General features: G+C 64.7%; 12 protein-coding genes. 7 read left to right on the top strand and 5 right to left on the bottom strand.

Translation table 11 applies throughout. The features are described from left to right. The first annotated feature begins 14 nt into the window (after nt 1–14). Both gstA and P9875_RS18775 read left to right on the top strand, forming a co-directional pair. Nucleotides 15–635: a glutathione transferase GstA gene (gstA, locus tag P9875_RS18780; RefSeq protein ID WP_278316253.1), complete on the top strand. Its 621-nt coding sequence runs from the start codon at nt 15–17 to the stop codon at nt 633–635. Nucleotides 636–865: 230 nt separating this feature from the next. Continuing rightward, entirely contained in the window at nt 866–2,455 is a 1,590-nt protein-coding gene (locus P9875_RS18775; RefSeq protein ID WP_278316252.1) for an aspartate:alanine exchanger family transporter, read from the top strand. Between the two features lie 12 nt (nt 2,456–2,467). Here P9875_RS18775 and P9875_RS18770 read toward each other — a convergent pair whose 3' ends face one another. After that, nucleotides 2,468–3,676, bottom strand: a complete 1,209-nt coding sequence (locus P9875_RS18770; protein WP_278316251.1) for an MFS transporter — start codon at nt 3,674–3,676, stop codon at nt 2,468–2,470. 155 nt (nt 3,677–3,831) lie between these two features. Between P9875_RS18770 and P9875_RS18765 the strand changes: the two genes are divergently transcribed. The 5 genes from P9875_RS18765 to P9875_RS18745 all read left to right on the top strand — a co-directional run bounded on the left by P9875_RS18765 (nt 3,832) and on the right by P9875_RS18745 (nt 7,869). After that, nucleotides 3,832–4,419, top strand: a complete 588-nt coding sequence (locus P9875_RS18765) for a TetR/AcrR family transcriptional regulator (RefSeq protein ID WP_278316250.1) — start codon at nt 3,832–3,834, stop codon at nt 4,417–4,419. Nucleotides 4,420–4,583: 164 nt separating this feature from the next. Further along, entirely contained in the window at nt 4,584–5,774 is a 1,191-nt protein-coding gene (locus tag P9875_RS18760) for an acyl-CoA dehydrogenase family protein (RefSeq protein ID WP_278316249.1), read from the top strand. Nucleotides 5,775–5,790: 16 nt separating this feature from the next. Then, nucleotides 5,791–6,936 (top strand): acyl-CoA dehydrogenase family protein, encoded by a 1,146-nt coding sequence (locus P9875_RS18755; protein ID WP_278316248.1) that lies wholly within the window; start codon nt 5,791–5,793, stop codon nt 6,934–6,936. After that, nucleotides 6,933–7,421, top strand: a complete 489-nt coding sequence (locus tag P9875_RS18750; RefSeq protein ID WP_278316247.1) for a MaoC family dehydratase — start codon at nt 6,933–6,935, stop codon at nt 7,419–7,421. Before P9875_RS18755 ends, P9875_RS18750 begins: the two co-directional genes overlap by 4 nt. Next, the gene (locus P9875_RS18745) at nt 7,414–7,869 is read left to right on the top strand and encodes a MaoC family dehydratase (RefSeq protein ID WP_278316246.1); all 456 of its coding nucleotides are present in this window, start codon (nt 7,414–7,416) and stop codon (nt 7,867–7,869) included. Before P9875_RS18750 ends, P9875_RS18745 begins: the two co-directional genes overlap by 8 nt. Here P9875_RS18745 and P9875_RS18740 read toward each other — a convergent pair whose 3' ends face one another. From P9875_RS18740 to P9875_RS18725, 4 genes are all read right to left on the bottom strand, one after another. Then, nucleotides 7,870–8,793, bottom strand: coding sequence for a diguanylate cyclase domain-containing protein (locus P9875_RS18740; RefSeq protein WP_278316245.1), 924 nt, complete (start codon nt 8,791–8,793; stop codon nt 7,870–7,872). Continuing rightward, the gene (locus P9875_RS18735; RefSeq protein ID WP_278316244.1) at nt 8,790–13,289 is read right to left on the bottom strand and encodes a PAS domain-containing protein; all 4,500 of its coding nucleotides are present in this window, start codon (nt 13,287–13,289) and stop codon (nt 8,790–8,792) included. Before P9875_RS18735 ends, P9875_RS18740 begins: the two co-directional genes overlap by 4 nt. Nucleotides 13,290–13,522: 233 nt before the next feature. After that, entirely contained in the window at nt 13,523–13,888 is a 366-nt protein-coding gene (locus tag P9875_RS18730) for a NirD/YgiW/YdeI family stress tolerance protein (RefSeq protein ID WP_278316243.1), read from the bottom strand. A gap of 27 nt (nt 13,889–13,915) precedes the next feature. Continuing rightward, a complete protein-coding gene (locus tag P9875_RS18725) occupies nt 13,916–14,488 on the bottom strand; it encodes a prepilin-type N-terminal cleavage/methylation domain-containing protein (protein WP_035819706.1) in 573 nt (190 codons plus the stop codon). Between the last annotated feature and the right edge of the window lie 71 nt (nt 14,489–14,559).

The raw sequence follows: 14,559 nt of genomic DNA, 5'->3' as shown, positions 1-14,559 counted from the left end.
TTCGAGGAGTGATCATGAAACTGTATTACGCAACGGGAACGTGTTCTTTGTCGCCGCACATCGTGGCCATCGAGGCGGGCATTGCGCTGGAACTGGAAAGAGTTGATATTCGCAAGATCCCGCGCGTCACGGAAACGGGCGCCGATTACGCGCAGGTGAATCCGAACCTGTACGTGCCGGCGCTGGCGCTGGACGATGGCACCATCTTGCTGGAAGGCACGGCCATCGTGCAATACCTGGCCGACCTGGCGCCGGCCAGCGGCCTGGCGCCGCCGCCCGGTTCCCTGGCGCGTGTGCAGCTGCAATCGTGGCTGGGTTTTATTGCCACCGAGCTGCACAAGGTGTTCAGCCCCTGGCTGTTCCACCCGGAATACGGCACGCAGGCGCAGGACGTGGCCCGCTCGCGTCTGGCCGCACGCCTCGACTATGTGGAGCGGCAACTGGCGGCCGGCGGGCCATATCTGCTGGGCGAGCGTTACTCCATCGCGGATGCCTATCTGTACACCATCCTCAGCTGGTCGGCGCACACCAAGGTGGACTTGTCGGCCTTCCCGCAAGTGAGGCGCTTGATCGAGCGCGTCGGCGAGCGTCCCGCCGTGCAGCAGGCGTTGCGCGAAGAGGAGTGCAGATATTGATAAAACATATTTCTATCATCGCAACATAGAATTGGATGAATATGCTGCGATGCGGCATCATTCATCTGTCTCCTCTACTTCCTCACAGGAATTAGATTCAGCCCGCTCCCGCAGCGGGCTTTTTTTTGCCCATTTTTAAGGTGCAAAGCTGCGCACGCTTGCTTGTCATCATCGCCATCGTGTTGCTTTTGTGCATGCTAAACTGGGCCTTCCCCAGACCAAGGTTTCTGATGCTTCAATTATTTCGCCACACGCTGGAGTCCACGCCGATCCTCGCCCTGTTTCTCGTCATCGGCGCCGGTTATGCGCTGGGGCGCATCAGCGTGTTCGGCTTTTCGCTGGGCGTGGGCGGCGTGCTGTTCGCGGGGCTGGCGCTGGGCGCCTTTGCTCCCGGTTCCGTGCCGCCGCCGATGGTCGGCTCCATCGGCTTGCTGCTGTTCCTGTATGGCATCGGCGTGCAGTATGGCGTGCAGTTTTTCGCCGGCTTGCGCGGTGCGGGGCAGAAACACAATCTGATCGCCTTTGTCGCCGTCATGGGCGGCCTGGCCGTGTCCGTCTGGGGCGGGCAGTGGATCGATATCTCGCTGCGCATGGCCAGCGGCGTGTTTGCCGGCGCCATGACCAGCACGGCCGCCTTGCAGGCGGCGCTGGAAGCGTCGCACGGCAATGGCGACGCAGCCGTCGGCTATGCCGTCGCGTATCCGTTCGGCGTGGTCGGCCCCATGCTGGGCCTGTACCTGGCCGGGCGGATACTAAAACCCGTGCTGACGCCGCCGCCGGCACCCATCGTCGTGTCCGAAATTACCATCGACGAAGCCACATTGGCGGGCGCGGCCCTGTCCGAACTGGCCGACGGCCCGCTGGCGGGCGTGCAAGTCATCGGCGTGCGCCAGGGCCACCAGAACCGCTTGCCCGATCCGGGCCTCGTGCTTGGCGTGGGCGACGCGCTGATGGTGTCGGGCACGGTGGCGGGCGTGGAAGCGGCGCGCACGGCGCTGGGCCACCTGGATCCGGGCCGGCTGATGAAGGACCGCAGCGCGTTCGACGGCACGGAAGTGTTCGTGTCGGACGCGGAAATCGTCGGCGTGCCCCTGGGCGAGCTGAACCTGGCCAAGGATTTCCCCCTGCAGATCGCCTTCATCCGCCGTGGCGACGCCATGATTCTGCCGCACCCGTTCCTGACCCTGGAGTTTGGCGACCGGGTGATGGCCATCGCGCCAGCCAAACATGCGGCCGACGTGCGCAAGCTGTTCGGCAATTCCATCACGGCCACGGCCGAGTTCAGCTATGTCTCGCTGGGCATGGGCATGGTCCTGGGTGTGCTGCTGGGCCTGGTGCCGATTCCCTTGCCATGGATAGGCTCGTTCAGCCTGGGCCTGGCCGGCGGCCCGCTGGTGATGGCGCTGATTTTGGGACGCCTGGGCAGGGTGGGCAAGATCAGCTGGCGCTTGCCCCTGTCGGCCAACTTGGTCATGCGCAACTATGGCTTGACGATTTTCCTCGCCTCCGTCGGCATGGCGTCCGGCTTGCCCTTCGTGCAGCAAGTGGGCGCCGATGGCTTGCCCATGCTGGCGCTCGGCGCCGTGACGGTGCTGGTGGTGGTGGCCCTCGTCGTGATCTTGGGCAAGGTCTTCCTGCGCCTGCCGTTTCCCGAGTTGCTCGGGATCGCGGCCGGCGCCACGGGCAACCCGGCCGTGCTGGTATTCGCCAACCGCCTGGCCAAGTCGGACCGCCCGAACCTCGGTTACGCCATGATTTTCCCCAGCATGACCATCGTCAAGATCGTTGCCGTGCAAGTGTTGCTGCATTTGTATGGGTGATGGCGGCCAGCGTCAATCGCTTGCAGCACCAGGCTGCTTGCTGGCTTCCATAAAGCGGATGCCAAACGACAGCAGCAAGGCGGCAGCGGCGCATCCTGCGGCAAGCCACAGGTTGGCGGACAGGCCCAGCCTGTCCACGGCCTGGCCACCGGTCCACGCCCCGAGCGCAATGCCGATATTGAAGACGCCCACATACAGCGCGGCGACGATCTCCACGGCGCCGGGCGCCGCCTTCAGCATCAAAGTCATCAGGCCGACCGATACGCCACCGTAAGCCAGTCCCCAGGCCAGCAACACCACGCCGCCGCCGATGCCGGAGTCGCCGACAGCCAGGAACAGCAGCGGCGTGAGCAGCAGGCCGCCCGAGATGGCGATGATGGTCGTCGCCGTGCGCCGCGCGGCCATGACACCGGCCAGGAAGTTTCCAAGGATGCCAGCGAAGCCATAGGCAAACAGCAGTGCGCCCAGCCATTGCGCATCGAACCCCGACACGGACAGCAGCAGCGGGCGCACGAAGGTAAAGGCCATGAAATGGCTGCTCACCAGCAGCAGGGTCAGAAGCAGCCCTGCTTGCAACCGCCTGTTGCGCAGCTGTTGGCCGAATTGTCGCAAGGTCGTCGAAGCGGCAGCGGGCAGGGCGGGAATGACGGCCAGGTGCAGCGCCAGTACCAGGCCGCTGAACAGTGCCATGACGCCGAAAGCCCAGCGCCATCCCGCAAGGTCGCCGATGTGTGCGCCTAGCGGCACCCCCAGCACGGAAGCGGCCGCCACGCCACCGAAGATGACCGACGTTGCCAGCCCAACCGAGCGGGCAGGAACCAGGCGGGAAGCGAGGCCGCCGGCGATGGCCCAGATGCCGCCCATGCAAAAACCGACGAGTACACGCGCCGCCAGCATCCACGCCATGTTCTGCGCCAGGGCCGAGGCAATGTTCGCGATCACTAATAGTGTCAGCAAACCGCAGAGTATTTTGCGCCTGTCCAGGCTCCCCGATGCGAGCACGACCAGCGGCGCAAACATGGCCGCTAATAGTGCTGGCAGCGAGATCATCAGGCCGGCCGTTCCCGTGGAGGTGTCCAGGGTGTCGGCAATCGGCGTCAACAGGCCGACCGGCAGCATTTCCGTCGTCACGACGGAAAAGGTGGCCATGCCGACAGCGGTGACCGCCAGCCACGGGTGAGGAGCCGCGGGTTCTGCGGCAGCGCAGGGAGACGTACTCATGGTGCATATCCTTCATTGATCATTTGATAAACGGCGCAGCCCTGCTTGCAATGGAGATACGTCGCAGTGATAATACATACATCGCGTATGAACAAGTATATATACATACGCGATGTATGTAAACAATCATGCGCTACGTATGTAAGGAGAGAGAAATGGTTCGCCGCACCCGTGTGGAAAAGGAAGAAACCCGCGCCTCGTTGCTGGCCACGGCCCGCAAAGTGTTCAGCGAGCGCGGTTATGCCGATACGTCAATGGACGACCTCACCGCCCAGGCAGGGCTGACGCGGGGTGCGCTGTACCATCACTTCGGCGACAAGAAGGGCTTGCTGCTGGCGGTGGTCGAGCAGATCGACGCGGAAATGGATGGCCGCCTGCAAGCCATCTCCGACGGCGCCGCAGACTTGTGGGAAGGCTTTCGCAGCCGCTGCCGTGCCTATCTGGAGATGGCCCTGGAACCGGAAATTCAGCGCATCGTCTTGCGCGACGCGAGGGCGGTCCTGGGTGGCGCTTCACCGGATTCGCAGCGCCATTGCCTTGACTCGATGCAAGGGCTGATCCAGCAGCTGATTCAGCAGGGCATCGTGGCCGACGCTTGTCCACAGGCACTGGCTGCGCTGATCTACGGCAGCCTGGCGGAAGCGGCGTTCTGGATCGCAGACGGCGACGAAGGCAATGCACGCTTGATAAAAGCAGTTGCGGCATTGGAATTGCTGCTATGTGGGCTGCTGCTTCAACGGTAATGGCGAAAAGTGGCATGGCCTCGCGATGAACCTTGAGCCCATGTAAAACCCCTGGCGCCGCTCCCAATCTGTTGTACAATCCTTGAGAACGGTCGTGCTTTTTTGTGCGCTGAGCTTCCTTGCGTGCAGTCATCACGGCAACCGATAAGAACAAGGAGACAGACATGGACCTGCATTACACGGCCGAGGAGAGCGCCTTCCGCGACACGGTGCGCGCCTTCCTCGACGCCCATCTGCCGGCGGACTTGCAGCGCAAGGTGCGCCAGCATCTGCGCCTGAACCGCGACGATTACGTGCGCTGGCACAAGATTGTCGCGCAGCAAGGCTGGGCCGCGCCGGCCTGGCCAGTCGAACATGGCGGCACGGGCTGGACGGCCGTGCAGCGCCACATCTGGGAAGACGAGTGCGCGCGCGCCGCCACGCCACCGATCCTGCCCTTCGGCGTCAACATGGTGGCGCCCGTCATCATGGCCTTCGCCAGCGCCGAACAAAAAGCATATTATCTGCCGCGCATTTTGAACTGCGACGACTGGTGGAGCCAGGGTTACTCCGAGCCGGGCGCCGGGTCCGACCTCGCTTCGCTGAAAACCACGGCCCAGCGCGACGGCGACCATTACATCGTCAACGGCCAGAAAACCTGGACGACGCTGGGCCAGCACGCGGACATGATCTTTTGCCTGGTGCGCACGGATAGCACGGTGCGCAAGCAAGAAGGCATCAGTTTCTTGCTGATCGACATGAAAACGCCGGGTATCACCGTGCGCCCCATCATCATGCTCGATGAAGAACACGAAGTGAACGAAGTCTTCTTCGACAACGTGAGCGTGCCCGTCAGCAATCTGGTGGGCCAGGAAAATAAGGGCTGGACCTACGCCAAGTATCTGCTGGGCCACGAGCGCACGGGCATCGCCGCCGTCGGCCGCTCGAAGCGCGAGCTGACTTTCCTCAAGCAGCTGGCCATGCAACAAACCAAGCGCGGTGCGCCGCTGCTGCACGATCCCGCCTTTGCGGCCAAGGTCGCCACCCTGGAAATTGAATTGATGGCGCTGGAAATGACGGTCTTGCGCGTCATCAGCGACGAAGGCAAGGGGCCGGGACCGCAGGCGTCGATGCTGAAGGTGCGCGGTTCGGAATTGCAGCAGCAACTGACGGAACTGATGGTCGAAGCCATCGGCCCGCAAGCCTTGCCGTTCGACCCGGCATTCCTCGATGGCGGCGCGCCGCACGGCGCTGGCGGCGACGACCTGGCCGCGCCGCTGGCCGCGTATTACTTCAATTACCGCAAGACATCGATCTATGGCGGCTCGAATGAAATCCAGAAAAACATCATCACGCAGATGATCCTGGGCCTGTAAGCCAGAAGGAGACGACATGGACTTTCATTTTAATCAGGAACAGCAGCAATTCGCCGATGCGCTCAGGCGCTGGGTCGACAAGGATTACCGCTTTGAAACGCGGCAAAAAATTATCCATTCCGCCACGGGCACGTCCGATGCGGCCTGGGCCACCCTGGCCGAGCTGGGCATGACGGCCTTGCCGCTGCCGGCCGGCGCGGGCGGCTTCGACGGCACGGCCGTCGACATGCTGCTGGTGATGCAGGAACTGGGCCGTGGCCTGGTGGTCGAACCGTATTTCGCCACCGTACTCGGGGCGCGCTTTTTGAGCCTGGCGGGCGGCCACGATGGCGTGCTGGAACAGGTCGCCAGCGGCAGCCTGAAACTGGCCTGCGCGCTCGGTGAACGCCAGTCGCGCCACGAACTCAATGATATTGCCACGACCGCCACCGCCAGCGGCGGCGGCTTCGTGCTCGACGGCGAGAAAACCGTCGTCATCCACGGCGCCCAGGCGGGCGCCTTGATCGTGTCGGCGCGCAACGGCGGTAGCCAAAGCGATACGGACGGCATTTCGCTGTTCCTCGTGCCTGTCGACGCGCCTGGCGTTTCCGTGCGCGACTACCGCACCATCGACGGCCAGCGCGCCGCCACCGTGACCCTCGTGCAAGTGGTGCTGGGCCACGACGCCTTGATCGGCCAGGCGGGGCAGGGCTGGCCCGTGCTCGACGCGGCCGTGGATTACGGCGCCTCCTTGCTGTGCGCGGAAGCCGTGGGCGCCATGGACGCCATCTTCGCCGCCACCCTGGAATACCTGAAGACGCGTCAGCAGTTCGGCGCGCCGATCGGCAAATTCCAGGCCTTGCAGCACCGCATGGCCGACATGTTCATCCACCTGGAGCAGGCGCGTTCGATGGCCATGCTGGCCGCCGCCAAGGTCGACAGCGACGACGCGTCCGAGCGGCGCCGCACGGTCTCGGCCGCCAAGGCGCGAGTGGGACTGGCTGCCACCTTTGTCGGCCAGCAAGCCGTGCAATTGCATGGCGGCATGGGCGTCACCGACGAATTGCCCGCCGCCCACCATTTCAAGCGCCTCTCCATGATCGCCCTGACCCTGGGCGACGTGGACCATCATATCGAGCGCTTTATCGCCCAGCCGGGCTTTTTGCCGACGGAGACCGCATGACCGCATCGCCTGCCACCACCCCGAAACACTGGTATTTCGAAGACTTTACGCAAGGCCTGGAAATCGACCTGGGCCAGCGCCACGTAACGGAAAAGGAAATCATCGCTTTTGCCACGGATTTCGATCCGCAGCCATTCCACGTCGACCATGCGGCCGCCGAAAAGACCATCTTCAAGGGCGTTATCGCCAGCGGCTGGCATACGTGCGGCATGATGATGCGCCTGGTGGTGGACAATCTGCTCAAGCATTCGTCCAGCATGGGTTCGCCCGGCCTGGACAGCATCCGCTGGCTCAAACCCGTGCGCGCTGGCGATACCCTGCAGCTGACTTATCAGGTCAAGGAAGTGCGCCCGTCGAGCAGCAAGCCGGACCGCGGCATCGTCATTTCCGTGTGGAGCGTGCGCAACCAGCATGGCGAAGTGGTGACGACAGTGGAGGGCATGGGCATGTTCGGCCGCCGTCCGGCAGGCGAAAACCATGCGTGATATCGCCGGCATCGCCGGTTTCCAGGCCTTGTCGGGACAGCACGTGGCTGTTTCGGACTGGCTGACCATCACGCAGCAGCGCATCGACACCTTTGCCGACGCCACGGACGACCATCAGTGGATCCATGTGGACGCCGAACGCTGCGCGCGCGAGTCGCCATACGGTTGCACCGTGGCGCACGGCTTCCTGACCTTATCCCTGCTGCCGGCCATGTTGCAGGGAGCGCTGCACATGGCCGGCATCCGCATGGCCATCAATTATGGCCTGAATAAAGTACGCTTCCCCGCGCCCGTGCCCGTGGGCAGCCGATTGCGCGCGCGGCTCGATATCCTCTCCGTCGACAACTTGCCGGAAGGGGCGCAAGTGAACTGGGCCGTCACCATGGAGCGCGAAGGCGACCCGAAACCCGTCTGCGTGGCGGAGTTTTTGATGCGTTGTTATCCCTGATCACTCCCCCTCCGGCGCGCAATACCTGTCCCGCCCCGTATGCTTGGCGCGGTACAGCAGGGCGTCGGCGGCGCGGATCAGGGCGCTGGGGTCCATGCCTTCCGTGGGCATGATGCTGGCCATGCCCAGGCTGACGGTGACGTGCGGGCCGACGCTCGATCTGGCGTGGGCAATTTGCAGCGCGCGCACTTCGTCGAGGATGCGCTGGGCCACCACTTCGGCGCCGTCGCGCGTTTCCTGCGGCAGCAGGATGATGAATTCCTCGCCGCCGTAGCGCGCCAGCAGGTCGGGCGGGCGCACGGCGCAGCGGCGCAGGGCGGCGCTCACCTGCTGCAGGCACAGGTCGCCCGCCTGGTGGCCATACGTATCGTTGTAATCCTTGAAGTGGTCGATATCGGCCATGATCAGGGCCATCGGCACGCCGTCGCGCGCGCAGCGCCGCCATTCGCTGTCCATCGTGTCGTTGAAGCTGCGCCGGTTGGCCACGCCCGTGAGCGAATCCGTCAGCGACAGTTCGCGCATGGCGTCGGCTTGCCGCTTGATGGTCAGCTGGCTGCGCACGCGGGCGCGCACGACGGCCGCGTTGAACGGTTTCGTGATGAAATCGACGGCACCCGCTTCCAGCGCCCGCGTTTCGTCTTCGGGCTGGTTCAGGGCCGTGACGAAAATGACGGGAATGGCGTTCAGGAGGGCCGATTCGCGCAGCGCGCTGCAGACGGCATAGCCATCCATGCCGGGCATGACGGCGTCGAGCAGGATCAGGTCCGGCAGTTGATTATGCGCAATTTCCAGCGCCTTGTCACCGCTCAGGGCGAACAGCACGTCGTGTTCCTCGCGCAGCAGCTGGTGCAGGATCTGGATGTTTTCCATGGCGTCATCGACGATGAGGATGCGCCCGTTCATGGCAAGGTTGGTCCAGCTCACTTGTTTTCCTCTCGTTTCAGCTGATCGAGCACGAGTTTTTCCGCCTCGGCAAAATTCAGCGTTTCAATCGCATGTGCCATCGCCAGCGCCGCTTCCCGGTCCGACTGTTGTATGGCGGGGTGCAGGGCCTGGAATTGCGCCAGCGCTTTCAGGTTGTTGTTGTGGATCAGGACCAGCAGCTCGGACAGCCCCGCGTGCAGGTCGACGGGCGCGCCGCCGGGCGCGGCCGCTGCCGGCTGGCTGCGCCGTACGGGCGAGGGCAGGGTGCGCGCCGCTTCGATGACTTCGGCCATCGCCATTTCCAGCCGGCCCAGCAAGGTGGCCGTGGCGTGCGGTTGCCCCGTTTTCAGCGTTTTTTCCGTCTCGGCGGCCAGGCTGGCGATCTGCGTGGCGCCCAGGTTGGCGGCCACGCCGCACACGCGGTGCAGCATTTGCGCCGCCTGCTGCGCCTGGCCGGCGGCCAGCAGGCGCCGCGTTTCTTCCACGGCGTCGCCTTGCGAATTCTCAAAGCGCTTGAGCAGGGCCAGGAAGGCGCCGTAGTCGCCGCCGAAGCGGTGCAGGGCCGCCGCCAGGTCGATGCCGGGCACGGTGGCCGGCAAGTCCGGCGTCTGGGTGGCGGCATCGGTCGCCTGGACGGCGCCTTCACCGCTGCCCAGGGGGGCGCGCACCAGGCGGGTCAAGGTCTCGATCAGCTCGTCGACATCGATGGGCTTGGCCACATGCGCGTTCATGCCGCTGGCGATGGCGCGCAGACGGTCTTCGTCCATGGCATTGGCCGTCATGGCGATGATGGGCAAGTCCGGCAAGCCGAGAGCGCGGATGGCCAGGGTGGCGTCGTAGCCATTCATGACGGGCATCTGCAAATCCATCAGCACCACGTCCCAGGCGTCCGGCGTGCTGGTGAGCAAGTCAACGGCCAGCCTGCCATTGGCGGCCACGGCCACGCGCGCGCCGGAGTGCAGCAGGATGTACTGCGCCACTTCCTGGTTGATTTCATTGTCTTCCACCAGCAGCACGCGCATGCCTGTGAGCAAACCCGACAAGGGCGTGGACACGGGCAGCACGGATGGCGCGCTGCGGCCATTGCGGCCATCCCGCACGGCGGTGACGGCCGCCAGCAGGCGCGCCGGAGTGGCCGGTTTCGAGACGATGCCGGCCAGCATCAGGCTGTCGGCCAGGCGTTCGAGGTTTTCGCTGTCCTGGTCGGCCACCAGCATGATCACGGGCGGCAGCGCCAGGTGTTCGTCGGCGCGCGCCTCGGTGAGCATGGAAATGCCATCCATGCCGGGCATGGCCGCGTCGAGCAGCACCATATCCACGTGAGCGGCCGCCTGCAAGCCGTCCAGGCCGCTGGCGTGGTTGCGCAGCAGGGACAGGCCGGCCGCGCCGCTGTCGGCGCTGCGGCTGTGCCAGCCCTGCGCCGCGCACCAGTCTTCCAGCATGGCGCGCACGCTGGCGTTGTCGTCGATGATCAGCAGTGACAGGGCCTTGGGCACGCCCTTGCCGGACGGCTCGGGCGGCGGCGCCACCTTCTCGAAGCGGCAGCTGAAGCGGAAGTCGGAACCCTGGCCCAGCGTGCTTTTCACGCTGAGGGTGCCGCCCATCAGTTCCACCATGCGCCGGCAGATGGCCAGCCCCAGTCCCGTGCCGCCGTATTTGCGGCTGGTGCCGCTGTCGCCCTGGGAAAACGCGTCGAAGATGCGTTCCTGCTCGGCCGCGCCTATGCCGATGCCCGTGTCGCGCACGGAAAACGCGAGGGTGGCGCTGGCCGCATCCTCGGCCTCCATGCCGATGCTCAGCACCACTTCGCCATGCGCGGTGAACTTGACGGCGTTGCCCACCAGGTTGATGAGGATCTGTTCCATGCGCAGGGCGTCGCCGATCAGTTCATCCGGCACGCCGGGATCAAGCACGAACACGGGCTCCACGCCGCGCGCCCAGGCGCTGCTGGCCAGCAAGACGCCCACGCTGCCCAGCATGCGTTCGAGCTGGAAGCGGCGCTGTTCCAGCACCATCTGTCCCGCCTCGATCTTGGAAAAATCGAGCACGTCGTTGACGATGTTGAGCAGCGACTGCGTGGCCATCTGGATCTTGCCGACATAGCTGCGCTCGCGCCGTTCCAGCGGCGACTCTTCCAGCAGGCGCGCCAGGCCGATGATGGCGTTCATCGGCGTGCGGATTTCATGGCTCATGTTGGCGACGAATTCGCTCTTCGCGATACTGGCCGCCTCGGCCTTGTCGCGCGCGCGCACCATCTGCTCGTTGAGTTCGTGCAGGCGCAATTCCGTGCGCTTGAGCTCGGACACGTCCGAGGCCAGCACGAAGAAGCCGCGCACGCCGCCGCCGTCGTCGAAATCGGGGATGTAATTGGTCCACGTGTGGCACACCTGGCCGCCGGGATCGAGCAGGTCGCGCTCGAAGCTTTGCGGCCGCCCCGCCAGCACGCCCTCGACGTGGGGCGCATACACGTCGAACAGTTCCTGCCCCAGCAATTCACTCATGTGGATGCCGGCCAGCTCGGCGCTGCTGCGGCCAAACCATTCGTTATAGAACTTATTTGCAAATAGGCAACGTAAATCGGCGCCCCAGTACGACACCATGCCGGGCAGGTTGTCGGTGACGGTGCGGATGAAGCGCTCGTTCTGTTCCAGGCGCCAGGTGGTGGCGTGCAGCACCTCGGTGGCGCGCTTGCGTTCCGTGATGTCGATCGAGACCCCCAGCACATGGCTGGGGCGCCCCGCATCGTCGCGCAAGACCACCTTGCGCGTGGTGAAGTGGCGCGTGGTGCCATCGGCCGTATTGATCGCTTCCTGTTCGATTTCCACCATCTGCCCCGTGGCCAGCAGCTTGCGGTCGGCGCTGACGAAGGCGGACGCTTGCTGCGGCGGGAAGAAATCGTGGTCCGTCTTGCCCAGCAATTGCTCGCGCGAGCGTCCCAGGGTCAGTTCCGCGTGGCGGTTGACCATTTCAAAGCTCAGCTTGTCGGCGCGCTTGACGAAGACCATGGCCGGGATGTTTTCGATGATGGTGCCAAACAGGTGTTTCGAGCGGCGAAATTCCGCTTCGCTGCGCTTGCGCTCGGTAATGTCCAGCCACAGGCCCGATACGCCCAGCAACTGCTGTTCCGGGCCAAAAATCGGGTGGTAGGAGACGATCCAGTGACTGATCTGCTCGCGCTGCTGGCCGCTATGGCCTTGCAATTCCATGTCGACGATGGGCTGCCCCGTCCCGAGAACCTGGCGCACGCAGCGTTCCACCTCGGCGCGCACGGCGTCGTCGAACAGCATGGCGCCCACGGGACGGCCCAGGTGCTGCGCCACGCTGGCCCCGTTGATGGTGGCCAGGTAGTGGTTGATCATGACGATGCGCAAGTCCAGGTCCACGAACAGCATGCCGATCGGCGCCGTCGCATACACGGTTTCCAGCAGGCGCGTGGACTTTTCCAGGGCCAGCGTGCGTTCGGCCACCAGGCTTTCAAGCTGCGTGCGGTGGCGCCGCAGGTCGCGTTCCAGCGCGCCCAGGGCGCTGGCCATGTCGGCCGATTCGCGGTCCGCGTGCTTGTTCGACAGCAGCGGTTTGCCCTGCGCCAGCGCATGGATTTGCTGCGTCAGTTCCTGCAGGGTGCTGGCCAGACGGCCGCCCACGCGCCAGGCCAGGGCAAAGCCGGCGCCCAGCAGCAGCGCCAGGATGAGGGAACCCGTGACTACCGAGCGCAGCAGCGCTTCTGCCACCGTGCTGGTGCGCATGGTGACGGCCACCGTCCAGGCGGCGTCGGGGGCGCGGCGAAAGCCCGTGTACACGTCGATGCCTTCCAGGGTGGCATGGCGCAGCACGCCTTCGCGCGCCTGGCGTATCTGTTCCAGCAGGGGCGCCGCAGTGCGCTGGCCCACATAGCGCTGCGGCGCCAGGGTGCGCGCCACGTTGATGCCGTCGGCATTGATGATGGCCGCGCCCAGGTAGGCGGGCAGGTGTAGTTCGCGCAGCAACACGGACAGGTAGTCGGGCGGGTACAGTGCCGTCAGCACGTAGGCGGCTCCCTGCTTGCGCGGCAAGGGCAGGTTCAGGGCCAGCTGCGGCACGCTGTCAGGTGCCCTGGCCAGGCTGGTCAGCCGCGGCTTGCCGTAGTCGCGCGTGCGCTCCATGCTGGCGGCCCATTTTTGCGGCAGGGGCGGCGGCGCCTGGCTGGCGGGCAAGGTCGTATTGATCAGCTGGCGGCCCTTGGCGTCGGAAACGATGAAGGCGCTGACGGCCAGGCCCGGCTGCAGCAGGCTGGCGGCCAGGGCACGCAGGGCGACGATGTCGTCGGCTTGCAGGGCGGGCGAATCGGCCAGGATGCGCGCGGCCATCTGGGCGCCGTTCAGGTCGCGTTCGACGGCGGCCGCGACGGCCCGCGCCGCTTGCGCCGTTTCGCTGACAACATGGTCGCGTTCGCGCGTGTAGCTTTGCGCCACGAGCAGGAGAAACACGAGCGCCGTCGGAATGACCCAGGCGAGCACCAGCCATGAAATTCTTGAGCGTATCGAAGGCAAATCTTGCACCCGGAAAGCTCCCAGAATGGATGAGTCGACAGGCAGGCTCAAGCTGGCGCTGGCTGACCTTGAATGAAAAGATGCTAGACGAAATTGATTGTTCTGACAAGCCTAGTTTCCGGCATGGAAAAAAGGTTGCGCAAGGCATACAGAAGAGGGGGAATGCCCCTCCCGCCGTGGCGGCGGGAGGGCAATGCAGCTTACGGGACCACGGTCAGCGCGTCGACATCGATTTCCGGGCTTTCCATGAAGTCTTTTTCCACTTCGCCGCGGATTTCCACGCGGGTCTTGGCGTCGATCTTGCGATTCATGAAGACCTTGTCGTCGATGTCCACGCGGATTTCCGCCGTGCCGTCGGAGAAGGTGTATTTCTCGTTGCCCACTTTGCGCAGCAGATGGCCGCGCAGCACGACGGCCTGGTCGTCGACGGGGTTTTTCAGGATGGCGGCCACATTGCTGGGCGCGGCCGGGCCGGCCGTCGGGCCCACGTATTGGGCGTGCGCGCTGCCGGCCAGCAAGGCGCAGGCGGCGGCCAGGGAGACGATGAGTTTGCGGTGCAGTGACATGGTATTCCTTTGATAGTGACTGGAGGCTCAGAAAAAGACGGCGGTGCGGGCAATGATAGCACCGGCATTACCGTAGGGCATGTTCGCCCGGACGCTGCCCGTGCCGGCCACACCATCGTCGAGTTTGCTGTCGATCTGCTCCGCGTAGCTCTCGGGCAGGTTGTCGAAACGGATGCCGTTGCCGGCCCGGCCGCCCACCTCATCGTTGTACAGGTAGACGGCGCCGCCCTGGGCGCTGGTCATGAATTGCGAGGTGCCGTTGAACGAGCCGGTAATAAAACCGCCCAACGCCAGGTGTTGCGGCGCCAGGGTGAATTCGCGCGGCTGGCCGTCGCCGATCTGGCCGTCGCCATTGCCGTTGCCGGCCGAATTGGGCACGTGCACGGTGCCCTGCAGATCGTCGCCGGGCAGGGCGCGGAATTTGTCCTGGTAGGCGTTGACGGCGGCCGTCAGCGCGTTCGATTGCTGGATGATGTTTTTTACCTTGGCGCTGTCGATCAAGCCTTGCCCCTTGAGCACGCCACCGAGCAGCAAGCCGATGATGACCAGGACGATGGCGATTTCTACGAGCGTAAAGCCGTGCTGGCGGCGTGGGGGCATGGGATTTCCTTGGAAAAAAGTGCTACAGCTTGAGATGGCAGTTTACTGCAATTGGTGCCCGATGCGCATGG

Source organism: Janthinobacterium rivuli, from assembly GCF_029690045.1.
GTDB lineage: Bacteria > Pseudomonadota > Gammaproteobacteria > Burkholderiales > Burkholderiaceae_D > Janthinobacterium > Janthinobacterium rivuli.
This window is presented reverse-complemented; position numbering and strand designations above follow the sequence as displayed.

Bases quoted from the DNA above. Each gene is read 5' to 3' on its own strand.
- gstA (WP_278316253.1), top strand. From the start codon at position 15: ATGAAACTGTATTACGCAACGGGAACGTGTTCTTTGTCGCCGCACATC.
- P9875_RS18775 (WP_278316252.1), top strand. From the start codon at position 866: ATGCTTCAATTATTTCGCCACACGCTGGAGTCCACGCCGATCCTCGCC.
- P9875_RS18770 (WP_278316251.1), bottom strand. From the start codon at position 3,676: ATGAGTACGTCTCCCTGCGCTGCCGCAGAACCCGCGGCTCCTCACCCG.
- P9875_RS18765 (WP_278316250.1), top strand. From the start codon at position 3,832: ATGGTTCGCCGCACCCGTGTGGAAAAGGAAGAAACCCGCGCCTCGTTG.
- P9875_RS18760 (WP_278316249.1), top strand. From the start codon at position 4,584: ATGGACCTGCATTACACGGCCGAGGAGAGCGCCTTCCGCGACACGGTG.
- P9875_RS18755 (WP_278316248.1), top strand. From the start codon at position 5,791: ATGGACTTTCATTTTAATCAGGAACAGCAGCAATTCGCCGATGCGCTC.
- P9875_RS18750 (WP_278316247.1), top strand. From the start codon at position 6,933: ATGACCGCATCGCCTGCCACCACCCCGAAACACTGGTATTTCGAAGAC.
- P9875_RS18745 (WP_278316246.1), top strand. From the start codon at position 7,414: ATGCGTGATATCGCCGGCATCGCCGGTTTCCAGGCCTTGTCGGGACAG.
- P9875_RS18730 (WP_278316243.1), bottom strand. From the start codon at position 13,888: ATGTCACTGCACCGCAAACTCATCGTCTCCCTGGCCGCCGCCTGCGCC.
- P9875_RS18725 (WP_035819706.1), bottom strand. From the start codon at position 14,488: ATGCCCCCACGCCGCCAGCACGGCTTTACGCTCGTAGAAATCGCCATC.